The 26,113-nt window shown below is 35.5% G+C and carries 18 protein-coding genes; 13 read left to right on the top strand and 5 right to left on the bottom strand.

Annotated elements, in window-relative coordinates; all coding sequences use genetic code 11:
* Positions 1-72: 72 nt before the first annotated feature.
* The 9 genes from H7F21_RS00420 (at position 73) to H7F21_RS00380 (ending at position 12,320) form a co-directional block, all read left to right on the top strand.
* Positions 73-1,230 (top strand): homogentisate 1,2-dioxygenase, encoded by a 1,158-nt coding sequence (locus tag H7F21_RS00420; RefSeq protein WP_185787272.1) that lies wholly within the window; start codon positions 73-75, stop codon positions 1,228-1,230.
* 21 nt (positions 1,231-1,251) lie between these two features.
* The gene (locus tag H7F21_RS00415; RefSeq protein ID WP_185787271.1) at positions 1,252-1,737 is read left to right on the top strand and encodes a CCC motif membrane protein; all 486 of its coding nucleotides are present in this window, start codon (positions 1,252-1,254) and stop codon (positions 1,735-1,737) included.
* A gap of 6 nt (positions 1,738-1,743) precedes the next feature.
* Positions 1,744-2,904, top strand: a complete 1,161-nt coding sequence (gene hppD / locus H7F21_RS00410) for a 4-hydroxyphenylpyruvate dioxygenase (RefSeq protein ID WP_185787270.1) — start codon at positions 1,744-1,746, stop codon at positions 2,902-2,904.
* Positions 2,905-3,188: 284 nt separating this feature from the next.
* Complete coding sequence (locus H7F21_RS00405) at positions 3,189-3,977, top strand: DUF3108 domain-containing protein (RefSeq protein WP_185787269.1); 789 nt, start codon at positions 3,189-3,191, stop codon at positions 3,975-3,977.
* 9 nt (positions 3,978-3,986) lie between these two features.
* Positions 3,987-4,916, top strand: coding sequence for a tryptophan 2,3-dioxygenase family protein (locus H7F21_RS00400; RefSeq protein ID WP_185787268.1), 930 nt, complete (start codon positions 3,987-3,989; stop codon positions 4,914-4,916).
* 33 nt (positions 4,917-4,949) lie between these two features.
* Positions 4,950-6,251, top strand: coding sequence for a M23 family metallopeptidase (locus tag H7F21_RS00395; protein WP_246431388.1), 1,302 nt, complete (start codon positions 4,950-4,952; stop codon positions 6,249-6,251).
* Positions 6,252-7,898, top strand: a complete 1,647-nt coding sequence (gene pgi / locus H7F21_RS00390; protein WP_185787266.1) for a glucose-6-phosphate isomerase — start codon at positions 6,252-6,254, stop codon at positions 7,896-7,898.
* Positions 7,899-8,060: 162 nt separating this feature from the next.
* On the top strand, positions 8,061-10,634 hold the full coding sequence (locus tag H7F21_RS00385; RefSeq protein WP_185787265.1) for a TonB-dependent receptor: 2,574 nt from the start codon (positions 8,061-8,063) through the stop codon (positions 10,632-10,634).
* Positions 10,635-10,646: 12 nt separating this feature from the next.
* On the top strand, positions 10,647-12,320 hold the full coding sequence (locus H7F21_RS00380; RefSeq protein WP_185787264.1) for a choice-of-anchor J domain-containing protein: 1,674 nt from the start codon (positions 10,647-10,649) through the stop codon (positions 12,318-12,320).
* 302 nt (positions 12,321-12,622) lie between these two features.
* Here the strand turns inward: H7F21_RS00380 and H7F21_RS00375 are convergent, their stop codons facing one another.
* Positions 12,623-12,883 (bottom strand): hypothetical protein, encoded by a 261-nt coding sequence (locus H7F21_RS00375; RefSeq protein WP_185787263.1) that lies wholly within the window; start codon positions 12,881-12,883, stop codon positions 12,623-12,625.
* A gap of 273 nt (positions 12,884-13,156) precedes the next feature.
* Here H7F21_RS00375 and H7F21_RS00370 point away from each other — a divergent pair, with 273 nt between their 5' ends.
* Positions 13,157-14,569 carry an aldehyde dehydrogenase family protein gene (locus H7F21_RS00370; RefSeq protein ID WP_185787262.1) on the top strand — a complete coding sequence of 471 codons (1,413 nt, stop codon included), beginning with the start codon at positions 13,157-13,159 and terminating at the stop codon, positions 14,567-14,569.
* On the opposite strand, the gene H7F21_RS00365 is transcribed toward H7F21_RS00370, so the two are convergent.
* The 4 genes from H7F21_RS00365 to H7F21_RS00350 are packed head-to-tail and all read right to left on the bottom strand — an operon-like array spanning position 14,566 to position 20,609.
* Positions 14,566-15,579 carry a glycosylasparaginase gene (locus tag H7F21_RS00365; protein WP_185787261.1) on the bottom strand — a complete coding sequence of 338 codons (1,014 nt, stop codon included), beginning with the start codon at positions 15,577-15,579 and terminating at the stop codon, positions 14,566-14,568. The genes H7F21_RS00370 and H7F21_RS00365 overlap by 4 nt on opposite strands.
* 12 nt (positions 15,580-15,591) lie before the next feature.
* On the bottom strand, positions 15,592-17,283 hold the full coding sequence (locus H7F21_RS00360; protein ID WP_185787260.1) for an MFS transporter: 1,692 nt from the start codon (positions 17,281-17,283) through the stop codon (positions 15,592-15,594).
* Between the two features lie 12 nt (positions 17,284-17,295).
* Entirely contained in the window at positions 17,296-17,661 is a 366-nt protein-coding gene (locus H7F21_RS00355) for a VOC family protein (protein WP_185787259.1), read from the bottom strand.
* 2 nt (positions 17,662-17,663) lie between these two features.
* Complete coding sequence (locus H7F21_RS00350) at positions 17,664-20,609, bottom strand: GH92 family glycosyl hydrolase (protein ID WP_185787258.1); 2,946 nt, start codon at positions 20,607-20,609, stop codon at positions 17,664-17,666.
* A gap of 39 nt (positions 20,610-20,648) precedes the next feature.
* Between H7F21_RS00350 and H7F21_RS00345 the strand changes: the two genes are divergently transcribed.
* Genes H7F21_RS00345 through H7F21_RS00335 form a run of 3 tightly spaced genes read left to right on the top strand, consistent with a single transcriptional unit; the run spans position 20,649 to position 26,104 of the window.
* Positions 20,649-22,928, top strand: coding sequence for a beta-N-acetylhexosaminidase (locus tag H7F21_RS00345; protein ID WP_185787257.1), 2,280 nt, complete (start codon positions 20,649-20,651; stop codon positions 22,926-22,928).
* A 1-nt stretch (position 22,929) separates the two neighbouring features.
* The gene (locus H7F21_RS00340) at positions 22,930-23,622 is read left to right on the top strand and encodes a copper homeostasis protein CutC (RefSeq protein WP_185787256.1); all 693 of its coding nucleotides are present in this window, start codon (positions 22,930-22,932) and stop codon (positions 23,620-23,622) included.
* Positions 23,609-26,104 carry a beta-mannosidase gene (locus H7F21_RS00335; protein WP_185787255.1) on the top strand — a complete coding sequence of 832 codons (2,496 nt, stop codon included), beginning with the start codon at positions 23,609-23,611 and terminating at the stop codon, positions 26,102-26,104. Before H7F21_RS00340 ends, H7F21_RS00335 begins: the two co-directional genes overlap by 14 nt.
* The last annotated feature ends 9 nt before the right edge of the window (positions 26,105-26,113 follow it).

Below are 26,113 nucleotides of genomic sequence, written 5' to 3'. Positions count from 1 at the left end.
TTTTGTACCTTTAATCAGTTTTATTTATACAAATAAACGTATAAACAATTCAACATTTAAACAAAACGACAAATGCCATTTTATCATAAATTAGGAGAAATTCCACCAAAGCGACATACCCAATTTAAAAAACCAGATGGTAGCTTTTATTACGAGCAATTATTCGGCACCATTGGTTTTGATGGTATGTCTACAAATAGCTATCACGAGCAGCGTCCAACTCAGGTTAAGGACATAAGAAAACAATACAGCATTGCACCAAAAGTTGCAAAAGCAAATAACATTCAATCCTATCGCTTTCATGGCTTCAAAGTTAAGCCAGAGCAGGATTATCTAGATAGTAGAAAAATAGTTTTAACAAACACGGATTGTAATATTATCCTAGCTGCACCAAAAGAATCTACAAGAGACTATTTTTATAAGAATACTGATGCCGACGAATTAATCTTTATCCATAAGGGTTCAGGTAAATTAAGAACACATCTAGGTAATCTCGATTTTAAATATGGTGATTATCTTTTAGTGCCAAGAGGAATTATCTACAAACTCGATTTTGATACGGAAGACAACCGATTATTTATTGTAGAATCCTATAGACCAATTTATACACCTAAGCGTTATCGCAATTGGTTTGGACAATTATTAGAACATTCACCATTTTGTGAGCGGGATTTGCGTCAACCACAAGAATTGGAAACATATAACGAATCGGGCGATTTTCTTATCAAAATAAAAAAGCAAGACGAGATTATAGAAATGGTTTATGCGTCACATCCGTTTGATGTTATAGGTTATGATGGTTATAATTATCCTTATGCTTTTTCAATTCATGATTTTGAGCCAATAACTGGTCGTGTACATCAGCCACCTCCTGTCCATCAAACTTTTGAAACGGATGCTTTTGTGGTTTGTAGTTTTGTGCCACGTTTATATGATTACCACCCATTAGCTGTGCCTGCACCATATAATCACAGCAACATTGATAGTGATGAGGTACTATATTACGTAGATGGAGATTTTATGAGTAGAAATGATATTGAAGCTGGGCATATATCATTGCATCCTGCTGGTATTCCGCATGGTCCACATCCAGGTGCGATGGAACGTAGCATAGGCAAGGTAAAGACAGATGAATTGGCTGTGATGGTAGATACCTTTAAGCCGTTAAAAGTTACCGAAGAGGCAATTAAAATTGCTGACGATGATTATTTTAAATCTTGGTTAGAGTAGTTTAATAAGGATATTACATTTATGAATCACAATAAATTACCGGCAGATCCTTTATCATTAGTTTTAGGAATTTTAGCGTTAGTTATAGGCATAGCAGGTTGCTGTTGTTATGGAATTACGGCCATTGTGCCTTTAATTTTGGGAATCATAGGTTTGGTAACAGCCAATAAAAGTTTGAGGCAATATGGAGAAAACCCTGAGTTCTATTCATACCAATCTAGAAGCAATGTCAATACCGCAAAGGTTATAAATATTATTGCTATTGTAATGAACGGTATTATCGTTCTTTTTGCAATTGCCGCAATCGCCTTTTATGGTACAATGTTATCGTCAGGTGTCTTTGAAGAGTTGCGAAAGAATTCTAGATATAATGATTTTGACAATTACGATGAAGAAATGGATACAATTTGGGATGACGATTATGACATGGAAATTGAGGAAGATTCCGTGAATATAGATGCCTTACTTAAAGAAGAAATAGAAACTAAAGAATCAGATATAAATTAATTTATAATGAGTAAAGAAGTTAAAAGTGTAAACTACGGTTTAGAAAAAATATTTGAAGGAGCCCAAGATTTTTTACCGCTTCTAGGAACGGATTATGTCGAATTTTATGTGGGTAACGCAAAGCAAGCAGCCCACTTTTATAAAACGGCATTTGGATTTCAGTCATTTGCATATAGAGGATTGGAAACGGGAAGTAAAGACACGGTGTCTTATGTTTTAAAGCAAGACAAAATTAGACTCGTACTCACTACACCTTTAAATTCAAAAAGCCCGATAAACGACCATATCGTTAAACATGGTGATGGTGTTAAAGTTGTAGCACTTTGGGTGGATGATGCGCGTAAATCGTATGAAGAAACAACCAAACGAGGCGCAAAATCTTATATGGAACCCGTGGTTGAGAAAGATGAATTTGGAGAGGTTGTGAGAGCTGGAATTTGCACATATGGCGATACAGTGCACATGTTTGTTGAAAGAAAAAATTATAATGGTGTATTCATGCCCGGCTTTGAAGAATGGAAGAGTGATTATAATCCAGCCTCCGTTGGTTTAAAGTATATTGACCACATGGTAGGTAATGTCGGTTGGGGAGAAATGAATACTTGGGTAAAATGGTATGAAGATGTCATGGGATTTGTGAATTTCCTTTCGTTTGATGATAAGCAAATCCATACGGAATATTCTGCATTGATGAGCAAGGTAATGAGTAACGGAAATGGAAGAATAAAATTTCCAATAAACGAACCAGCAGAAGGTAAAAAACGTTCTCAGATAGAAGAGTACTTGGATTTTTATGAAGGTCCAGGTGTACAGCATATTGCTGTTGCAACAGACGATATCATAAAAACGGTCTCAGCATTACGTAAAAGAGGTGTGGAGTTTTTATCTATACCTCCAGAAGAATATTACAGAGCAGTACCAGGACGACTAGAGGAGTTTAGCCATGAACTTCGAGAAGATATTGAAACTTTGAAAAGTTTAGGTATAATGATTGACGCAGATGAAGAAGGTTATCTACTTCAAATTTTTACAAAACCCATTGAAGATCGCCCTACCTTGTTTTTCGAAATTATTCAGCGCATGGGAGCACGTGGTTTTGGTGCTGGAAACTTTAAAGCTTTGTTTGAAAGTATTGAGCGAGAGCAGGCGAAACGAGGCACGCTGTAAAAATAGAAAGCACGTTTAGTCCCCTATGGCTAAACGTGCTACTAAAAAACCAACTCTAAAATTACAAATACACATTAACCGATGTAAAGTGTGTGTATGATGGTTTGCTCTATTTTAGTATCGCGGAAATATAAAAATGTGAGCATTTATCGGAAAAAATCATAAATCAACTAAGGTTTTTGCGTGTATTTCAGAGTTTTAATAGATTTGGAATAGTAATTGTATTTAAGATAATTGTAACATAATAATTGTTGCACATTATTTAAATTTACAAACTGGAGGTTATGAAATATCTATTTACATTAATACTATTTTTTGCTGGGCTAAATGCATTGACGACGCAAAAGGATTCCGCCTTTCAGGAAGGTGAATGGTTTAAATTTAGAATGAGCTATAGTGGTTGGTTTAAAGCTGGTGAAGCCACTTTAAACGTCAGTCAAAAAAAACTAAAGGGTAAGCAAGTGTATCACGTTGTGGGCAAAGGGAAAACTACAGGTGCAGTTAATTTATTTTTTAAAGTAAGGGATCGATATGAAAGCTATTTCGATAAAGAAACCGGTACACCTTATAAATTTATAAGAAAAATTGATGAGGGCGGACACACAAAAGATATCGAGATAAATTTTAACCATAGAGAGAAAAAAGCTATTGTAAATAACAAGAAGAAGAAGAAAGTAGATACATTTACTACTACCCAAGATGTTCAGGATATGGTGTCCATGTACTATCATTTAAGAAATAATATCGATGTATCTTCCTTAAGACGTGGAGATGAAATAAGGACCAATATGTTCTTTGATGAAGAAAACTACGGTTTTAAGTTAAAATATTTGGGAAGAGAAACCGTTGAGGTTGATATTAATGGTACAGAAGTAAAAGTAAAATCACTAAAGTTTAGACCTTATGTTATGGCGGGACGTGTGTTTAAAGAAGAAGAAAGCTTAACACTTTGGGTTAGTGATGATAAAAATAGAATACCACTAAAAATAAAAGCGGATTTGGCTGTTGGTTCACTTCGAGCGGATCTTGTTGCTTTCAAGGGATTAAAGCACTCTTTTAAGACCATACATTAAAATTAATTTATGCCAGACCAACATAATTACGATGACATTATAGGAGCGCTTCAAGAGAAGTACAATAAAATAGACCAAGATACAGACGACCATTTATACGGCTTGCTTTATAGCAAGCCGATTACATATTGGGACTATATACAAACCGATGCATTGCTTAATCTTCAGATTCAGCGTACAACCCTTCCAGATGAGATGGTATTTATCGCATATCATCAAATTAACGAGCTTATTTTTAAAATGATACTCTGGGAAATCTCCCAAGTTGCCGAAAAGAACAACTTAGATGTCATCTTTTTTGAAAATAAAATAATGCGTATCAGTCGTTATTTTGATATGTTAACTACTTCCTTCAATATTATGAGAGAAGGTATGGAGGTAGAACAATACATGAAGTTTAGGTATACCCTAACTCCAGCCAGTGGTTTTCAAAGTGCTCAATATCGATTAATTGAGTTTGCTTCAACTGAACTTATCAATCTTATTGATTATAGATTCCGAAAAGATATTGATAGAAATACGCCATATACACATGCCTTTGAGCATTTATATTGGCAAGCTGCAGGAAAAGATCATAAAACAGGAAAAAAATCAACGCTTTTAATTAATTTTGAAAACCGTTATAAGGACGAGTTTCTAAGATTTATGGAAGCGTACAATACCAAAAATCTGTGGACGCGGTTTAAGGAGTTGCCACAAGATGATCAAAAAGATATAGACTTGGTAAAAGCAATGCGTCATTTTGATTATACGGTAAACGTCACTTGGGTAATGGCACACTATAACGCGGCTAGGCATTATATCGATAGTGGAATTGGTGATGGTGAGGCTACAGGGGGAAGTGATTGGAAAAAATATATGCATCCAAAGTATCAAAGACGTATATTCTTTCCGGATCTATGGACCGAAGAAGAATTAAAAAATTGGGGAAATAATTAATAATTAGCATAATTAATGCACTTAAGACGACTAATGGCAATTACTGCAATAGCAGTATTTGTTTTTGCATGTAAAGAAGATAATTCAGCAGAAGAGACTTACGAAAAGGAGATTGCCGAGATAGCAGAAGAAGAGACAATTCTTGAGTTCGGTTATGATCTTAAGCAGTACGAATTTAAAAGAGATACAATAAAAAAGGGAGATACCTTTGGTATTATTTTAGAACGGAATAATATCGGTTATCCTAAAATTTATCAAATAGCTGAAAAAGCAAAAGACACTTTTGATATTGCTACTAAACTTCAGGTTGGTAAGCCATATACCTTATTGTTTTCAAAAGAGAATTTAAGCGATAGTCTTCAGAAACCTACAACATTTATCTACCAGCAAACTTTGGAAGAATACGTGGTCATAGACTTCAAAGACTCTATTCAAGCCTACACAAGTAGAAAACCAATAACTTATGTTCAGAAAACAGCTACTGGTGTCATAGAGAACAATATTTCAGAGACGTTAGAGAAAAAAGGCTTAAGTCATATGTTAGCTTATAAAATGGCAGATGATATTTATGCATGGACCATTGATTTTAGACGTCTTCAAAAAGGAGATCGCTTTAAAGTTATGTATACAGACAAATATATTGACGACACTATTTATGCTGGAGTACATAACGTAAAAGCAGCCTATTTTGAACATAATGGGGATTCGCTTTATGCCTTTGAGTTTAAAACGGATTCTATTAAAAATATTATAGATTATTTTAATGAAGACGCTAAAAATTTGCGCCGTGCATTTTTAAAAATGCCTGTCAAGTTTGGACGATTGTCTTCACGATACAATCTTAAGCGAAGAATTGCTTATTACGGATATAAAGTAAGACCTCATAAAGGAACTGATTTTGCAGCACCAATTGGCACACCTATCATGGCAACAGCAAACGGAACTGTTGTTGAATCCCGGAGAAGAGGAGGCAATGGGAAATATGTAAAAATTAGGCATAATGATACTTATAGTACCCAGTATTTACATATGAAAGCCCAAAATGTTAAAAAAGGTCAGTTTGTAAAACAAGGAGATATAATTGGATGGGTTGGTATGACGGGTAATTCTGGTGGTCCTCATGTGTGTTATCGTTTTTGGAAGAACGGAAAACAGGTTGATCCTTTCAGACAAAAATTGCCTGAAGCCAAACCGATTTCAGATAGCTTAAAGGTGAGGTATTTAGAATATATTAAACCCATAAAACAGCAACTGGATAACATACATTTCTTAGAAGCTGAACCAATAGAGCAAGAAAATACCATAACCGAAGACCAAATTACAGATATCCAATAAATGGCATTACAGGCTACCAATCCGACAACTACAAAATCTTGGAAGAAACTACAATCGCACTTTCAGGGCATAAAGTCTAAAGATTTAAGAGAATTGTTCGCGTCTGACAACAGTAGAGCAAATGATCTAACAATTAAATGGGATGATTTTTATGTTGATTTCTCCAAAAATCGGATATCAACTGAAACAATCAACCTGTTGACTGAACTGGCAGATGAGGTGGATTTGAGAGATGCTATCTCAAAATATTTTGAAGGAGATGTCATCAACGCTACAGAAAGTAGAGCAGTATTACATACGGCTTTAAGAGCTTCAAAGTCGGCACAAGTGTTTGTAGACGGCGAAAATATAATTCCAGAGGTTTATGAGGTAAGACAAAAGATTAAAAATTTTACTAAAGCTATTGTCACTGGTGATCATAAAGGATTTACTGGTAAGACCATAACCGATGTTGTTAATATAGGTATAGGTGGTTCAGATCTTGGTCCAGCTATGGTTGTAGATTCGCTTCAGTATTATAAAAATCATCTGAGCACGCATTTTGTAAGCAATGTAGATGGAGATCACTATCAGGAAATAATAAAAAATTTAAACCCAGAGACTACGCTTTTTGTTATAGTTTCTAAAACCTTTTCTACGCAAGAAACCTTATCTAATGCTAATTCCATTAGAGCTTGGTTCTTGGAATCTCAACCTAAAGAAGCAGTGTCAAAGCATTTTGTAGCAGTGTCTACAAATATAGATAGCGTTAAAGCATTTGGTATTGATGAAGGCAATATTTTCCCAATGAAGGATTGGGTTGGTGGTCGTTTTTCTCTTTGGAGTGCTGTTGGCCTATCTATAAGTTTAGCTTTAGGCTATGAAAATTTTGAAAGCTTGCTGACTGGTGCTCGAAAAATGGACGAACATTTTAGAGACACCGATCTTGATCAGAATATCCCTGTGATTTCGGCACTGTTAACCATTTGGTATAACAATTTCTTTAATGCTGAAAGCGAGGCTATAATTCCTTACACCCAATATCTAAACCAATTCGCAACTTATTTACAGCAAGGTATTATGGAAAGTAATGGTAAATATGTAGATAGAACAGGTAAAGAAGTAGACTATCAAACGGGCACGATTATCTGGGGTGAGCCTGGAACAAATTCGCAACATGCTTTTTTTCAGTTAATCCATCAAGGCACTAAATTAATTCCTGCTGACTTTATAGGTTTTGTAGAATCACTTCACGGAAATAAAGATCATCATGACAAATTAATGTCTAATTATTTTGCGCAGACAGAAGCATTAATGAATGGTAAAACTAATGCCGAAGTCTCAACTGAGTTAAAGGAACAAAACCTTTCAGAAAAGGAAATCGAAAAGTTATTGCCTTACAAAGTCTTTAAAGGCAATAAGCCTACTACTTCTATTCTAATCCAAAAATTAACACCTGAGAGTCTAGGGAAACTTATAGCGATGTATGAACATAAAATATTTGTTCAAGGCATTATATGGAACATCTATAGCTATGACCAATTTGGTGTAGAATTGGGTAAACAACTAGCAAAAACAATACTTAAGGAACTTGAGGTTGGAAAAAATTCTACAGGTCACGATTCATCTACTCAAAACTTGATAGACTTTTATAAGAATAATTGTTAAAACTTGTTAAAAAGTTTTAATAAATTTTGCTATGCGCGCATATTAATTGGTAATTCAATAATTAACTTCGTACCCTTAAATTGTTAACATTTTCTTAATGTTTTAGAACTAGTATTGCGTAATTTTGCGCTGATTTAAAAAACCAATTAACTTAAATTTTATATGAAAAAATTTAATCAATTTTTATTTGCAACTGTATTGATGCTCTTCACTACTGTTGCTTTTGCTCAAAGCACTATCAAAGGTAAAGTTATTGATGGTGACTTGAATTCGCCGCTTCCTGGTGCGAACATCATCGTAAAAGGAACAACTAATGGTGCGACTTCAAATTTTGATGGTGATTTTACCTTGACAGCAGAATCTAATTCTGGTGAAATTGTAATTTCTTATGTAGGCTATGTGAGTCAAACATTAGCTTTCAATGGTGATACTGACTTAGGAACTATTACCCTCATGTCAAGCGATGTAGGCTTGGATGAAATTATGATTGTGGCATCTGTTGCTGTCGATCGTAAGACGCCTGTTGCTGTTTCAACAGTAAAAGCTGCGGACATTCAGTTGAAGTTGGGTACTCAAGAGTTTCCTGAAGTATTAAAATCTACACCTGGTATTTATGCTACTAAAGCCGGTGGTGGTTTTGGTGATGGCCGTGTTAACTTGCGTGGATTTAGCTCAGAGAACGTTGCAGTTATGATCAATGGTGTTCCTGTTAATGATATGGAAAACGGTCGTGTATTTTGGAGTAACTGGGCAGGTCTTGGTGACGTGACAAGCTCTATGCAGGTGCAAAGAGGACTTGGTGCTGCAAGAGTTGCTGTACCATCAGTTGGAGGAACAATCAATATCTTAACAAAGACAACTGACGTTGAAGCAGGTGGAAATATTTTAACTACTTTGGGTAATGACGGTTACCAAAAATTTGGTGTGACTTACTCTACAGGTTTAATGGATAATGGTTTTGCTGCAACAGTTTCTGCGGCTAAAACAGATGGTGACGGTTATGTAAGAGGCACGCAGTTTAACGCAGTATCTTACTTTGTTAATATATCTAAAGAGATCAATGACCAACATAAATTAGCTTTCACTGCTTTTGGTGCAAAGCAACGTCATGGTCAAAGACAAAACAGACACCTAATTGATACTTATAGAAGAAGCGAAGATGGAATTAAGTATAACTCAGATTGGGGTTACAAAAATGGTGAGGTAACTTTCATTGAGGATAACTTCTATCATAAACCACAAATTTCTTTAAATCACTATTGGGATATAAATGATAATACAAGTATCTCAACGGCTGCTTATGTTTCTTTCGGAACTGGTGGTGGAGGTGGTACTCTAGGTAGTGACGCTGTAACTTTAGGTGATGATGCAGATGGAAGATTTAAGTTCCAAAGTTCAGAATACCGTATTGGTGAGTTCGGACCTTTAGATTTTGACCGTATAGTTGAGGAGAACATTGCAAATGGAGCCAATGGTTCTAGCGCGGCTCTTAGAGCATCCCGTAACGACCACAACTGGTATGGTGTTTTATCTACTTTGAAGTCAAATATAAATGATGACTTGGTGTTATTAGCAGGTCTTGACTGGAGAAGTTATACAGGGAAACATTTTAGAGAAGTTACAGATCTATTAGGTGGTCAGTTCATTATCAACGAAGATGATGTTAATAATCCAACAGGAGTTGCGAGAGTTGGCGATAAGGTGGCTTATAATAATGATGGAATAGTTGGCTGGTTAGGCTTTTTCGGTCAATTAGAGTATGATGTTAATGAAAACTTTAATACTTTCATCGCTCTTAATGCTGCGAATACATCTTATAAAAGAAAAGATTATTTCAACTATTTAGATGGAGACGATTTACAAGAAACAGATACTTATAATTTCTTTGCTTTCGGAGCTAAAGGTGGTGCTAATTATAGATTAACGCCAGAGCACAATGTATTTGCAAATTTTGGTTATTTTGAAAGAGCACCGGATTTTGATGCGGTTTTTCCAGAATTTAACAATGAAGAAATTAATGATGATGCCGAGAACCAAAAAATTATTAGTTTTGAATTAGGTTATGGTTATAGAGGTGAGCGTTTATCTGCCAATGTCAACGTTTATAGAACATCATGGAGAGATAGAACGGAAACTATTCCATTTCAATTAAACCCGGATGAGACAGGATTTGCGAATATTTTAGGGGTAAATGCAATTCACCAAGGTATTGAAGTTGATTTTGTATACAAAGCAACAGACAAATTAAACCTAACAGGTATGTTGTCTTTAGGTGACTGGAGATGGGAAGAAGACATCACAGATGTTAATATTTTGGACGAAGATCAAAACGTTGTAGAGGTTGTTAATTTGTTTATTGAAGATGTACCAGTTGGTGATGCTGCTCAAACCACTTTTGCTCTTGGTGCAGATTATAGATTTGGATTAGATACTAGGTTATCATTAGATTACAATTACTTTGATCGTTTGTATGCGGATTTCGATCCAAGTGATAGAGGTGATGAGAATGCAGCAGATCCATGGCAGGTTCCAGCTTATGGTGTTTTTGACGTTGCTATGACGCACGGGTTTGATTTTGGTCCCTTTAGAGCTTCATTAATTGCCAGAATGAATAATATATTAAATACGCATTATATTGCAGATGCATTAGATGGTTCAGGATCTAATGCCCAGACTGCTTTGGTATATTATGGTTTTGGTAGAACATTTAGTGTAGGCGCAACCTTAAAATTTTAAAAAAATAGAAAAATGAAAAGAATAGTTTATTTATTAATCGCTATTTCGGCTATAATTTCAATAGGTTGTAACCCTGTTGAAGATATTAATAGTGATCTAGCGGAACAGGCAGAACCTATTATTGGTACTGATGAGTTTACACTTACTTCAGATGATTATGCTGATCTTGTTGATCAAGGAGATGGAGATCCAGATTTTTACGAAATGTTTGAGGCATTTAGCGATGTTGACGATGCAAAGGTTATTTTACCGCCATTCTTAGCGGATAAATATCCGTTTTGGGGAGACGGATCATCAGTGACAGTTATTTTTAACTTGTTTGATGGTAATCCAGAAGATGTTAGCGCATTTACTGGTGCGGATGTTTACAATCTTGGTTCTGGTGATTACCCAACTAGTAATAGTAATGCGTTTTTGCTAGAGGAAGATCCAGAAATGACACTAGAAGACGTATTAGCGGATCAATTTGGGACACCTACCGATGGACAAGTTGTAAGATTGGGATATAATAGATTCACACAAGCACCTGAAGTTGGTTTAGCTAGTGTTTATGAGGTCGCTTTTCCAGATAGTTATGATGATTTTGAGTTAGTTTCAGTTTCAGGTCCTGATGCCCTTGGTTGGACAGTGGGTTCTGCAAATGTTCAGGGTTCTGGTTTTGATGGTGGAGCAAATGCCCTTGAGGAATGGCTAATATCTCCAGGAATTGATTTAACCGGAGAATCGGGTTTATCTTTTCAAATTACTCAAGAAATAGATTTCTTAGGTGATCCTGATCTTATTGATATTTTAATATCTACAGATTATACTACTGGTTCAGACCCTATGATGGCTACATGGACAGCCTTACCTTTTGATAAAACAATATATGGCAGTTTGACAATATCAGAAGATTTCGATTTCTCAGCATATGATGGTGAGAGTATTCATGTGGGTCTTAAGTATAGTTCTACAGATTCTGATTCTCCAAGATGGAGAGTTCAAGATTTTGCTATAAGAACGACTGGTTTTTCTGGTTCTACTGAGTCTTTATCTGCATACTACAAATATTCAGACGGTTCTTGGGATGATGTAGATGGTGTATACTATTTGAGTGCAGCAGATTACGATTCTATGGGTGAATCTTCTGGGCAACCTGGACGTTTTGATAATTTTAGTGGATCAACGCTTCCTGCGAACTACTTACCTCAGTTTTTAAACATCACTTATCCATTTGCACAAGAAGAAGATGAGCTATTTGTTATCTATAGATTCTTTCAAGGAGGTGATGTAGGAACTGTTACTAAAGGAAATCTATACACTTTTACGAATGGTGAGTGGGTTCCAAGTATATCATCCCTACAATTTGGTTTAGAAGCTGGAATTTGGGTACCAGATAATACTATAAGATATACGTTAACTGCAGGAGATTATGCTGCGGTAGTGAGTGGACTAACAGGTGTGGCAGGTTTTGAAGCTGCTGTAGGAAACCTTGACAGTTTTGGTAATTTTAGTAGAACAGGTGGTAGTACCAATTGGTCTGATGAAATGATATTAACAGCCTTAAACATAGTACTGGATAATTTAAATCCAAGTGCAGAAGAAGGACAAAAATATATCGTAACAGTCGCAACATGGGCTCCAGGTAATTCAACTGAGGACTTCGCAGTTATTAAAACAGGCGGAGAATGGATTTACCAAGAGTAATAATTATATCACAAAATAAAATAAAAGCAGCCAACTACTGGCTGCTTTTTTTATGTAGCTAAATGAGGTCTCATACTTTCCAAGGTAGACATTACATAATTCGCTCAATATCCTTTTTTAGATAGTCTGAAGAGATAAATACAACTGTGTAGTAGTTCCTCATTTAAAGAATATAAAATAGAATGCAAGGTCTTAATACGTAAAAACTTTATGTGTAAACTATAAAAGGTAAATGTTATTTAACTAAAAAAAGCCGAAACTAATGTTTCGGCTTTTTTAATGATTAATAGCACATTAATATACTAACAAAGCTTTTTTGTCTTAACTTTAATTTGAAGACTTTTTCTGTAAGCTTTAATACTTATAATTTCATTACTTTTTTTACGGTTGATTTTTAAAACCTTAGCTTTCGTCTTAGCGGAGATAGTAGCTTTCTTAACGATAGGCTGGTCGACTTTAATAGTCTCAGCGATTTCAGTTTTACTGTGAGCTGCAACATCTTGCTGAGCTAATCCAGCGAAAGACATTGTTAAAAATAATATGATGACTAAACTTTTTTTCATAATATGTGAGGGATTTGGGTTCATTTCCACAACAAAGAAACATCGGTTTGTGTGTTAATGATGAAATTTTTGGATGAAAGCAGTGATAATTAGATAACTGACATTTGTTAGCCAAAAATATCGACGAAATGCATAAAATGGACTTGTAGCCCTTTAAAATCACTATTTTTATTGATAAAAAAACGTGAGAATTGGACTAAATGAGGCGGTTTGTCAATAATATCGATGAAGTGCACCATATTGATAGAATGTTATAAAAAGATAAATAAATAGATGAAAGATTATCCAGATAATCCCTATTTCAAGTTGTTTAAAAAACAACAAGAAAAGCAATTGAATATTGGACAAACAAGCTATACCTATAGAATAGGACTTTTAAAGAAGTTACAACTAGCTGTAGAAAAAACATATAGGAGTCAAATTATTGACGCTTTACATAAAGATTTAGGAAAGCCAAAAGTTGAAACTGAACTTACAGAAATCTATCAGATAATTAGTGAGATTAAATTTGCAAAACGTCATTTGCATCGATGGATGCGAAAGCAAAAAGTTAAAACACCACTGTCAATGCTAGGGGCAAGCTCTTACTATATCTATGAACCTAAAGGTGTCTGTTTAATTATTTCTCCATGGAATTTCCCATTTAATTTAACCTTTGGTCCATTGGTTTCTGCAATAGCAGCAGGTTGTTCTGCAATTATAAAGCCCTCCGAAATGACACCAAATGCATCTGCCTTAATGAAAGATATTGTTAATGACATATTTTCTGAAGATGATGTCGCTTTGGTTGAAGGCGAAGTCGAAACTTCTACGCAATTATTAGAACTCCCTTTTAATCACATATTCTTTACAGGTTCCCCAAATGTTGGAAAGATTGTAATGACAGCTGCCGCTAGGAGCCTCTCTTCAGTAACTTTAGAACTAGGAGGAAAATCGCCTACGATTATAGATAGATCTGCAGATATAGACAAAGCAGCTAAAAGAATTGTTTGGGGAAAATTCATCAATGCAGGACAAATATGTGTATCTCCAGATTATATATTGATAGATGAGACTCTTAAAGCGCAGTTTATTGAGGTATGTAAAAAATGGATCAGTCATTTTTATACGGAGCAAGCCCAAAACTCTGATGCTTATGGAAGAATTGTGACTCAAAAGCATTTTGACCGATTAAAATCCCATATTGAAAATGCCAAATCGTTAGAAGCTAATGTGGACATTGGAGGTAATTTTGAAAAGGCATCGAAATTTATAGAACCGACCATAATGTCTAGTTTAAAACCGGAAGCTACATTGTTGAACGAAGAAATCTTTGGCCCGATTTTACCAATAGTAACTTATAATACCTTAGACGAGGCTATAGATTACATCAACTCGAAAGAACGCCCTTTAGCTTTGTATATCTACAGCAAGAGTAGAACCAACGTTAAAAAAGTAATGCAACATACTAGAGCAGGAGGCACATGTATTAATAGCAATGTCATTCATTATGCCAACCACAACTTACCATTTGGTGGTGTTAATAACAGTGGTATAGGCAAGAGTCATGGGTTCTACGGATTTAAAGCTTTTAGTAACCAACGTGCAGTCGTGAAACAATATACATTTGGTATCAACGAATGGTTATTTCCACCTTATACTAATTATAAAGAGAAGCTAGCTAGATTCACAGTAAAGTGGTTTTAAGCTTTATTAAAATAATCGGACTGAATCTGCTCATTGACTCCATATTGAAATTTGGTCACACTAAACCATTGATGAATTGAGTAACTTCCTATATCTCCTTTTTTGTTTACTGCAATATAACCCACTTGAAAATCTTTATAGTTACTATTGGGCTTATTCACAATTCTACTAATTGCTTCTTCACAAGCGTTTTGAGGTGATTTACCTTGGCGCATTAATTCTACAACTAAAAAGCTGCCAACGGTTTTCACAACTTCTTCACCTAATCCTGTAGCCACACAAGCACCAATCTCATTATCTACAAATAAACCTGATCCTATTATTGGAGAATCACCAACGCGTCCACCCATTTTGTATGCTAATCCGCTAGTAGTACAAGCACCAGAAATATCTCCGTTTTGGTCTATCGCTAACATACCGATGGTGTCATGATTTTCAATATTGATGATAGGTTTATACTTGGCTTCAATTTTCCATTTCTTCCACGCTTTTTTGGAAGCATTAGTTAATAAATCCTCAGGTTCAAAACCTTTTGAGATGGCAAATTGTTTGGCGCCTTCACCAGCTAACATGACGTGAGGCGTATCTTCCATCACCTTTCTAGCCACAGAAACCGCATGTGTAATATTTTGAAGATAAACAACCGAACCACAGTTACCATAATTATCCATAATGCAGGCATCCAACGTGACATTACCATCGCGATCCGGTAGCCCTCCTTTACCAACGGACTGTCCTTTTTCATTGGCTTCTTCGACTCTGCAACCTTCCTCAACAGCATCGAGAGCATTACCTCCTGCCTGTAAAACTTCCATTGCTTTAGCTGTGGCTTCTTTAACATGCCATGTGGCAATGACTAAGGGTAACTTGGCTTTAGAGCTACTTTCAGAACTAACAATCGCAGTTTTAGAATCTTCAGCGGGTTTGTCAGCACAGCCTATTAAAGACTTACCTATAGTTAATCCTGCTCCAGTTAATGCGGTATTTTTAATAAATTTTCTACGATTCATAACTAGACTATTTTAGTATTCTACACCTTGCTTATCAAGCACTGTTTTCGTTCTAAATGCATAAAATAGTAGGTACACGAAACAAGCCACAGCAATCCAATAAGACGACTGAATAGTAAATACATCAGCCAATTTTCCTTGAACAGGTGGTATTATGGCACCACCTAAAATCATCATAATTAAAAAAGCAGAACCTTGGGAGGTATATTTTCCTAAACCTGCAATACTTAATGTGAAAATACACGGCCACATGATTGAACAGAATAACCCGCCAGATAAGAAAGCAAATAAGGCCACATTCCCTGAAGCGAATAAGCCAATTAGCATCGCTACAATTCCAAACAAACTAAATATTTTCAAAGTCTTAACGGGTTTGTCTTTAGCCAAAAAGAACCCAAATATTTGAACGGCGATACAAATCGCAAAGAATACCATTTCGTTAGTGCTGAAATTTAATTCAAATGATGTTGATAATGATTGTGCTGAATTGGCTAGAATAATAACAGCAAATGCAATATAAGGTACAATAATGAGTAAGATTTTCTTTAAACCTTTGCTTGGATTAAAAACGGTTATAGCTCCAACCCAACGGCCAATCATTAATCCGCCCCAATATAAAGAGATGTATTTTCCTATTTCTGAATCACTTAGAATAGGTAGATCAATGGCGTTTAAATTGGTGTTTCCAATAGCTTGCTTCAAAAGTTCTCCTAGGTTACTGCCAATGGTAACTTCTACACCAACATACATAAAGATAGCTAACATCCCTAAAACGAGTTGCGGATATTTCATCGCTCCCCAACCTTCTGGTTTTTTAGAAGCGCTAGAATTAGCAATAAAAACGGCTGCAATTACAGCAAAGAGTGCAACGAATAAAACGATTAAACGGGTTTGCTCTAGATCTTCTGTAGCTTTTGCATTACCAGAATAAGTACTAAATATATATCCGAAACAACCTACAATTACAAGTGTTAATATGATTAATAAGTTACGTGCTTTATTGGCCGGTTCAAAAGCAGTATCAGATTTTAATGCAGGTAATTTTTTTGAGAAATGGAATAGTGCAGCAGCTGCTAAAAACAAAGCTCCGACACCTAAATACAAACTTTGCACAGTGACTAAGGTGATCTCATTATTAGTAATCATTTGTGCCAACTCGTCTGTACTCCAAGTTGCAGAACCAAAAATAACAAGACTAACAACGATAGGTCCAATGGTTGTTCCAAACGAATTGATACCACCTGCTAAGTTTAAGCGATGAGAGCCTGTTTTTGGATCTCCTAGTGCGATGGCAAAAGGATTTGCTGCCGTTTGCTGTAAGGAGAAGCCCAAGCCTACTATGAACAGGGCTACAAGCACTAAATAAAACACACCAGTTTGCCCTTGTTCTGCTCCAGCAGTTGATGGATACATCACAAATGCGCCGATAGCTGAGAGCAACAATCCATATACGATTCCATTTTTATAGCCCCAATTGTTTAATATATCTTTTTTGATCGAACCTGATAAAATAAATAAAAGTAAAGCGCCTATATAGTAAGCACCATAAAACGCAAAATCTACCAGTTGCGATTGAAATTGATCGATATTAAAATAGGTTTTACAGAATGGAATAAATACACCGTTGGATGCGGCTATAAAGCCCCAGAAAAAGAATACGGTGACTAAAGTTGCTAATGCAGATTTGTTGTTTTGATTGCTCATATTTAGTTATTGTTAGTTAGGTTCTAGTTCTTGACCGAATTGAATTCTATAGCCATTACAGTCGTAAATGGCAAATTCACGCATGCCATATTCAAAAATTTCTATGGGATAGCAAATATCAACCTTGTCTTTGAGTATTTGCCAAATGACATCGATATCATCGACATAAATATATAAACCACCAGTGAAAACGGGTTTGGGATGTTTGTCTTCATGAAACCTTGAAGACAGCATAATGCCAACATCATCCTTTTGTACAAAAGCCCATTTATCATTGTCGCGACTAATACACTCAAAGTCGAGTAGCGATTGGTAGAATGTTATGGTTTCATCCATATTCTCAACCTCTAATGTTGGTACCAATGCGTTAAATGCCATATTTAGTCAATTGAAATTTCATCTACAAAAATCCAGGTCCTACCATCCATAGGATAACCCAAATGCCATTCGGGAAGTGCTCCCATTTTCTTGGCAATAATCTTTACATATTTATAACTATCATCTGGAACTTTAAATTCAATGGTTTTTATATCCAGATTACTATTTCGCTTTGCGGCATCAATTTTTTGTGATGGTAAAGCTTTAAAGTTTTTGTTGTCTTTAGAAACTGAACATTCTACTTCTGTAGGATAAAAAATCCAAGCGCTTTGATCTTGCAAAAAGTTTACGCTTACGGTTGAAATTGCTTTTTTAGACCCTAAGTCAACTATAGCAACCAAGTCTTGGTCATGATAGCCTTGCCAGCTACCCGTTCTATAGTTTTTTGTACTTCGTATGCCATCGATCAGGGCGTCATTGCCACCTGCAGAATATTGATTGGCGTAGTCGCTTTCTAGGCTTATACTCAGGTTTGGATCTATTTTATAAAAAGGTGTGGTGAGTTCAGGGCTTTTTAAATCACCTTTTTCAGAGTATAACTTCAGTTCGGTATCGTTTATAATTGTAAAAGGCTTTGTGTAAGTTTGAAAATCACCATTATCTAGCGCAAAGAATATTTTGGCATCAGCTTCTGAAGTATTTAGAACCACTTCAGTAGAATCTCTAAATGTGATATCTCCTTTGGCAATAAATGGCGATGGTAATATTATGTGATCTGTAATTTCAGTTTTTGGATGTTGTACGTCTTTAGTTCCCCAAACCCCTGGACTATGGGTCATGTAAAACTCTAGTGTGCCACCACTCATTATTTCATCATGAGTGATATAGGTTCTTTCTAATTTTTCGCCATTTAGGTATACATATTCAATGTATATAGAGGTATCACTAAGGTTGTGACTTTTTATAGTAAAGGTATTCCCATTCTCTAGATGGATAGAGGCTTTATCAAAAAGTGGAGTACCAATGATATATTGATTACTTGCAGGCGTTACAGGATAAAATCCCATTGATGAAAATACATACCAAGCACTCATTTGACCGCAATCTTCGTTGCCTGAAACACCATCTGGGTCGTTTTTATAGAGTTCAGTTAAGATTTGATGAACTTTCTCTTGTGTTTTATGAGGTCGTCCTACAAAATTATAGAGATAGGCCATGTGATGGCTAGGTTCATTGCCATGTGCATACTGACCAATTAAGCCTGTGATATCCGATTGTTCCCGACCAGAAGTTTCAGTCTTGGCATTGAACAATTCATCAAGTTGAGCTTCTAGTTTATCTTTTCCTCCTAGCAGATTTATAAAACCTGAAATATCCTGAGGTACATAAAAACTGTATTGCCAAGCGTTTGCCTCGGTATAATTAAAGTTGACTTCATAAGGGTCGAAAGGTGCAAACCAAGTGTTTCTAAAACGACCTCTCATAAATTTAGTTTTAGGATCAAAGGTGTTTTTATAGTATTGTGCACGTTGAATATAGGTCTTATAATCTTCAAATTTACCCATTTCTTTCGCCATTTGTGATATCGTCCAATCGTCATAAGCGTATTCTAGCGTCTTTGAAACAGATTCACTTTCTTCATCCACAGGAATAAAGCCATATGTTTTATAAGCCTCTAAACCAAACTTATCTCTGGTGGCTGAATGCTTCATAGCTTCAAATGCTTTTTCTATATCATATCCTCTAATCCCTTTTAAATAAGCATCAGCCAATACAGGAACAGCATGGTAGCCAATCATGCAGTCTGTATAGTTGCCTGCTAAATCCCACATTGGCATGATACCTCCTTCATCGTATTTAGCCAGAAACGTATTGATGAAATGATTGGTGCGTTCTTGTTCAATAATGGTGTATAAAGGATGTGCAGCTCTATAAGTATCCCAAAGCGAAAACACCGTGTAGTAGTCAAAATCGGCTTGATGAATTTCTAAATCCATGCCTCTGTAACGACCGTCTACGTCCTGATATCGGTTTGGAGCTATCATGGTATGGTATAGTGCCGTATAGAAATTGGTTTTTCTATCTAAGTCATCACTTTCAATAACAATTTTTTCCAGTTGATTTTCCCAATACTTTTGGGCTTCTTTTTTTACAGTTTCAAAATCTTTATTACCAATTTCGGCTGTCATGTTTTCTTTTGCTCCATGCTCATCCACAGCGCTAATTCCGGTTTTAACATATAAAGGTTCATTATTGGGATTGTCAAAAAGTAGAACTGCTTTTTTGCTTTCAAACTTGTAATTTTTTGAAATCGCTGTGCCATCATCATCATAAACAATGGTTTTAATAGGATGTGAAAATTTTATATGATAAAACAAACGCTGATCCTTTGCCCAAGCTTCAGAATGCCTGAAACCATTTATTTCGTAGTCGTTTAACTTGTTGATTCTATAATCCAATAACTTATCTCGGTGAGCTAAATCTAAAACGATATACTGATTGTCACTTGCAGGAAATTGATACTTGTGTATGCCACTTCTCAAGGAAACAGTAAGTTCAACATCAATTTTGATAGAATCTAAATGCACTTTATAATAACCTGGTTCGGCAATTTCATTATCATGGGAAAAATGTGCGCGATAGCCACTTTTGCCATCAGACCCATTATTGAAAGTGATCTTATTTGTTGGCATTAACAACACATCACCATAATCACTGATACCTGTACCACTTAAATGTGTATGTGAAAAACCATAAATATAGTCATCAGTGTAGTGATATCCAGAACAGCCATCCCAACCTTCTAATCGTGTATCTGGACTGAGTTGCATCATGCCATAGGGCAATGTCGCACCAGGATAGGTATGACCATGACCACCTGTGCCAATAAAAGTGTTAACATAATTTATTAAGGGCTGGTCTTTTTGTGCTTCGGGAATTGTAGATGACTCTTTGCAGCTTAAAACTAAAGCAAGAACAATTAAAACACTGGTTAGTTTAGAGGTCATCAAAAAGATTGCTAATTTTAATGCATCTAATATACTAAAATGGATGCCAAGAAAGTAGCTATACTTTTCCTTTTATGCTTTATCTTTTTAGGATGCAAAGAAAAGACTGCTCTCGAAATTGAGCCTAAGATTATTCCTATTCCACAAAATCAAACAGTGGGTGAAGGGAGTTTTGTGATCAACCAATCCACAGGAATACAATATTCAAATACGTTTAAAACTTCTGCTGAATTTCTAATCGCTTTTATTGAAGGTGGAAGTACTATTAGACTTAAGGATTCGAACGATATCGAGTTTATTTTGGATACTACAATAGAAAATGACGAAGGTTATGCTTTAAAAATTCAACCCAATAAAATTGAAATAAGGGCAAAAAAAGACCGAGGTGCTTTCTATGCAGTTCAAACACTAAGACAATTATTTCCAGAGAGATTTGAAAATGAAAGTTATTTTAAAGATGAAGTTATAATTCCTAGTTTAACAATTAAAGATCAACCGCAATTCTCTTATAGAGGCATGCACTTAGATGTAGGGCGTCATATGTATTCCGTGGAATTTATTAAAAAATACATCGATGCTTTAGCCATGCTGAAGATGAACACTTTTCATTGGCATTTAACTGAAGATCAAGGTTGGCGCATCGAAATAAAGAAGTATCCAAAACTTCAAGAGGTTGCTGCTTTCCGAGATGAAACTTTAGTTGGTCATTATAGTGATCAACCGCATCAATTTGATGGTAAAAAATACGGAGGCTTTTACACCCAAGACCAGATAAAAGATATCGTTGCTTATGCGGAAGAACGTTTTGTAACTATAATTCCCGAGATTGAAATGCCAGGTCATAGTCAGGCGGCCATTGCGGCTTATCCAGAATTGGGTTGTACAGGAGAACAAGTTAAGGTCGCTAATAAATGGGGCGTTTTTGAAGACATTTATTGCACAAAAGATGACACCTTTAAGTTTCTCGAAGATGTTTTGGACGAGGTCTTGGAGCTCTTTCCAAGCAAATACGTTCATATTGGCGGTGATGAAGCGCCAAAAACGCGCTGGAAAGCTTGTGAGAATTGTCAAGCACTAATCAAGTCTGAAGACTTGAAGGATGAACACGAACTTCAAAACTATTTTATTACAAGAATAGAGAAATATCTCAATTCCAAAGGACGACAAATCATTGGTTGGGATGAAATTTTGGAAGGTGGTTTAGCACCAAATGCCACCGTAATGTCTTGGCGAGGAATCAATGGCGCCGTGGAAGCAGCAAAATCTGGTCATAATGTGGTGATGACACCGACATCTCATTGTTATTTTGATTATTATCAATCTGATAATGAAGATGAACCAACTGCTATAGGTGGATTTCTGACTTTAGAAAAAGTCTATGGATTCAATCCAATTCCTGAAGTGCTAACCGATGAAGAAGCTAAATATGTACTTGGTGCTCAAGGCAATATTTGGACAGAATATATGCCAACAGAAGATCAGGTAGAGTATATGGCATTCCCGAGACTATTAGCTATGAGTGAGGTTCTTTGGTCAAATTTTGAACAGAAAAATTATGATGATTTTGTACTGAGATTAGAGAACTTTCATAAAAGATTGGATGCTCTAGATATTAATTATGCCAATCATTTATATGAGGTTGATGGTGAAATAATAAAGGAAGAAGGAGAGACAAAATTAGCTTTAAATACCTTGATTAAAGATGGTAAGATAATTAGAGTAACTTTAAATGGTGATGAACCTAACTATGAATCTAGAGTATATACTAAGCCAATCGTTTTGGATACGTCAAGAACAATTAAAGCAGCAGTTTTTAAATATAATTCAAAAGAAAAGTTAGGAAAAACGTTTATGCAAAGCATTAACTATCATAAAGCTATTGGCGCAAAGATTTCCATAAATAAAGCACCACACAAAGCATATTCTGGGAGTGGTGCAGAAGGTCTAGTTAATGGAATTAATGGAAGTGACTCGCGTTTTGGAGATAAGGAATGGTTAGGGTTTTGGGGAGAAGATATTATAGTAGAAATTGATTTAGGTGAAGAAAAAAAAATTAATTCCATCGAGACTAGATTTTATAATGGCAATGGGCAATGGATCTACGCTCCTAAAGAAGTTTTATTTGCTTTTGACAATGAACAATACCAATCATTTAAATTAAATGATGAAAGCTTATTGATCAATTTTAAATCTGATTTTTCAGGTAAAAGAGCTAAGAAGATATATGTAAAAGTCCAAAATTTTGGGACTATCCCTGAAGGCAAGCAAGGCGCTGGTAATAAAGCTTGGACCTTTATTGATGAGATTATAATCAACTAATATGCTTCTAGAAATCTGTGCCAACTCATACCAATCCGCAAAAAATGCTCAAGAGGCGGGAGCACGTCGTATCGAATTGTGCCAAGAATTATCGGTTGGAGGGATTACACCTTCTTTTGGTTTTATGGCCAATGTTTTGTGTAATTTGACAATACCGGTTTTTGTTTTAATAAGACCACGAGGTGGGAATTTTGTATACACAGAAGATGAATTCGAAATCATGAAGCTCAATATTCAAAAAGCTAGAGATATCGGTTGTCAAGGTATAGTTTCAGGCGTTTTAAATACCGATAATACTATTGATGTAGATCGAACAAAAGAGTTAATTTTTTACTCAAGACCATTGTCATTTACATTTCATCGTGCCTTTGATGAGGTCGTTAATCCTAAGGAGTCTTTAAAGCAATTAATTGACTTAGGGGTGAATCGTGTGTTGACTTCAGGGCAACAACCAACTGCTGAAGAGGGTCTAGAACTATTAAAAACGTTGAATGAAATGACAAATGGAAGAATTACAATTCTTGCTGGTGGAGGTATACATTCTAAAAACGCCATCAAATTCAAGGAAGTTGGTTTAAAGGAGATACATGCCTCAGCGTCATCCCAACACCAAGATGATAATTCATTATTCTCTATGCCGCTAACGTATTCAGATCCTATAAAAATCAAAGCTATTTTAGATGTTATATCTTAACAGTGCTGTCATTTCGAGCGCAGTCGAGAAGTCATTATTAGTGTTGATACTAATATGTTTTAGTTGTCAGCCTAAACATGATGTCCCTGTAACTATTGAGCTGAACAATAATTGGCAATTCAAGAAAGCAACAGATTCTGTTTGGCATTCTGCAACCGTTCCTGGCAATGTATTTTCAGATTTACTCGACCATAAGCTGATTGAAGACCCGTTCATTGGTAATAACGAAGAAAAAGTACAGTGGGTTTCGGAAACGGATTGGGAGTATAAAACAACATTTTCATTAAATGAAGAAACACTGCAAAAGAAACATTTAGAACTCAATTTTGAAGGCTTAGACACCTATGCTTCGGTATATTTAAATGATAGCTTAATCCTAAAAGCTAATAATGCATTTAGGGCATGGGATGTAGATGTAAAACCAATTTTAAAAGAGGAAAATGAATTGCGATTGATATTTGAACCTACTTTAAAATATGAAGAGGCTGAAAAGGAAAAACTACCTTATGAGCTGCCCGAGGGTAATCGTATTTTTACTCGAAAAGCGCAGTTTCAATACGGTTGGGATTGGGGACCAAAATTAAATACAACTGGGATTTGGAGACCAATAGAATTAATCGCCTGGAATAATGTTAAGACGGATGACATACTTATTATCCAAGAAGAACTGAGAGATGATATGGCAATTATAAGTGTTGGTTTGTTAACTCAATTTGGAGATAAAGAGGACCTAACTTTAGATTTTTACATAAATGATTCACTATATAAAACCTTTGATTCTTATAAAGGTCCTGGTATTACATTTAGTATCGAAAATCCAAAACGTTGGTGGCCGCACAATATAGGCAAACCTTATCTATACGATTTAAAATTTATTTTTAGAGATGGAAGAAATATTTTAGATAGTACTTCTGTAAAAACAGGTTTGCGAACTATAGAATTAATCACCGAAAAAGATAACATCGGAGAGTCGTTTTATTTTGAAGTCAATAATGTACCTGTATATGCCAAAGGCGCGAATTACATTCCACAACATAGCTTTCAAGATAAAGTCACATACGCTCATTATGAAAAATTGTTAAACGATGTTGTTGATGCCAATATGAATATGCTTAGAGTTTGGGGAGGCGGTATTTATGAGAACGATATTTTTTATGACTTATGCGATGAAAAAGGAATACTAGTGTGGCAAGATTTCATGTTTGCTTGTGCCATGTATCCTGGTAATGAGGATTTTTTAGAGAATGTGCATCAAGAAGCTTCTTATAATATAAATCGATTAAGAAATCATGCGTCAATTGCCCTTTGGTGTGGTAACAATGAAAGTTCCGAAGGTTGGCAGCGTTGGGGCTGGCAAGCGGATAGAAGTGAAACCGAAAAAGAAGAAATTTGGAGTAACTATTTGAAAGTCTTTGACTCTATTTTACCGAATACGGTTTCAACTTTAACCGATACACCTTATTGGGAATCTTCACCCAAATACGGAAGAGGAAATCCCAAATACAAAACTGAAGGTGACGCGCATGATTGGTGGATTTGGCACGATGGCTATCCTTTTGAACATCTAGAAGAGAATGTACCACGCCTTATGAGCGAGTTTGGCTTTCAATCCTTACCTAGTTATGAGACGATTCGCTATATCAATCAAAATGATGCTATTGAAATAGCTCCTGCAGGTTTTAAAAATCATCAAAAGCATTCTAGGGGGTTTCAAATTATTGAGGATTATATGAAACGTGATTTTCCGGTACCAAATAACGCTGAAGATTATGTGTATATGAGTCAGTTACTTCAAGCTCATGGAATAACCAAGGGTATAGAAGCACAACGAAGGGCTAAACCCTATAATATGGGAACTTTGTATTGGCAACTCAACGATTGTTGGCCGGCAGTGTCATGGTCTAGTATTGATTATTTTGGCAATTGGAAAGCACTGCATTATAAAGCAAAACATAGTTTTGAAGATGTTTTAATTTCTTCAAAAGTTGAAAATAATATATTGAAAACTTGGATAGTCAACGATAATCTAAATTCTGAAAAAGGAACACTTTCAACGCAACTGATGACTTTTGATGGGACCGTTCTCTGGAAAAATTCCAAAGAAATCAAGGTGGATTCTATTTCGAGCGTAATAAAGCGTCAATTGGATTTAAGAACTATAAAATTCAACAAGAATGAAACGGTGTTAGTTTCAACATTCAACAATTCAACATCTAACTTTTATTTCGCTAAGCCAAAAGAGTTAAAATTAAAACAAGAGTCCATTCAAAAAAAAATAACCAAATCAAAAACTGGTTTTACGATTGAACTACGCAGTAAAACACTTCAAAAAGATGTGTTCGTATTTACAAAAAGTAAAGGGCATTTTTCGGATAATTATTTTGATTTGCTTCCAAACCAAACTAAAACGATCGAATTTTTAACGGAAAATGAGGATTCAGTCAATTTTAACATCAAGAGCTTTAACAATTTCATAAGATAAGGCGTTTGG

This window comes from Winogradskyella flava (assembly GCF_014243395.1).
GTDB lineage: Bacteria > Bacteroidota > Bacteroidia > Flavobacteriales > Flavobacteriaceae > Winogradskyella > Winogradskyella flava.
Note: the sequence above shows the minus strand (reverse complement) of the source record. Positions and strands in the feature narration are given on the sequence as shown.

Coding starts and splice junctions, on each gene's coding strand:
- H7F21_RS00420 (WP_185787272.1), top strand. CDS start 73: ATGCCATTTTATCATAAATTAGGAGAAATTCCACCAAAGCGACATACC.
- H7F21_RS00415 (WP_185787271.1), top strand. CDS start 1,252: ATGAATCACAATAAATTACCGGCAGATCCTTTATCATTAGTTTTAGGA.
- hppD (WP_185787270.1), top strand. CDS start 1,744: ATGAGTAAAGAAGTTAAAAGTGTAAACTACGGTTTAGAAAAAATATTT.
- H7F21_RS00405 (WP_185787269.1), top strand. CDS start 3,189: ATGAAATATCTATTTACATTAATACTATTTTTTGCTGGGCTAAATGCA.
- H7F21_RS00400 (WP_185787268.1), top strand. CDS start 3,987: ATGCCAGACCAACATAATTACGATGACATTATAGGAGCGCTTCAAGAG.
- H7F21_RS00395 (WP_246431388.1), top strand. CDS start 4,950: ATGGCAATTACTGCAATAGCAGTATTTGTTTTTGCATGTAAAGAAGAT.
- pgi (WP_185787266.1), top strand. CDS start 6,252: ATGGCATTACAGGCTACCAATCCGACAACTACAAAATCTTGGAAGAAA.
- H7F21_RS00385 (WP_185787265.1), top strand. CDS start 8,061: ATGAAAAAATTTAATCAATTTTTATTTGCAACTGTATTGATGCTCTTC.
- H7F21_RS00380 (WP_185787264.1), top strand. CDS start 10,647: ATGAAAAGAATAGTTTATTTATTAATCGCTATTTCGGCTATAATTTCA.
- H7F21_RS00375 (WP_185787263.1), bottom strand. CDS start 12,883: ATGAAAAAAAGTTTAGTCATCATATTATTTTTAACAATGTCTTTCGCT.
- H7F21_RS00370 (WP_185787262.1), top strand. CDS start 13,157: ATGAAAGATTATCCAGATAATCCCTATTTCAAGTTGTTTAAAAAACAA.
- H7F21_RS00365 (WP_185787261.1), bottom strand. CDS start 15,579: ATGAATCGTAGAAAATTTATTAAAAATACCGCATTAACTGGAGCAGGA.
- H7F21_RS00360 (WP_185787260.1), bottom strand. CDS start 17,283: ATGAGCAATCAAAACAACAAATCTGCATTAGCAACTTTAGTCACCGTA.
- H7F21_RS00355 (WP_185787259.1), bottom strand. CDS start 17,661: ATGGCATTTAACGCATTGGTACCAACATTAGAGGTTGAGAATATGGAT.
- H7F21_RS00350 (WP_185787258.1), bottom strand. CDS start 20,609: ATGACCTCTAAACTAACCAGTGTTTTAATTGTTCTTGCTTTAGTTTTA.
- H7F21_RS00345 (WP_185787257.1), top strand. CDS start 20,649: ATGGATGCCAAGAAAGTAGCTATACTTTTCCTTTTATGCTTTATCTTT.
- H7F21_RS00340 (WP_185787256.1), top strand. CDS start 22,930: ATGCTTCTAGAAATCTGTGCCAACTCATACCAATCCGCAAAAAATGCT.
- H7F21_RS00335 (WP_185787255.1), top strand. CDS start 23,609: ATGTTATATCTTAACAGTGCTGTCATTTCGAGCGCAGTCGAGAAGTCA.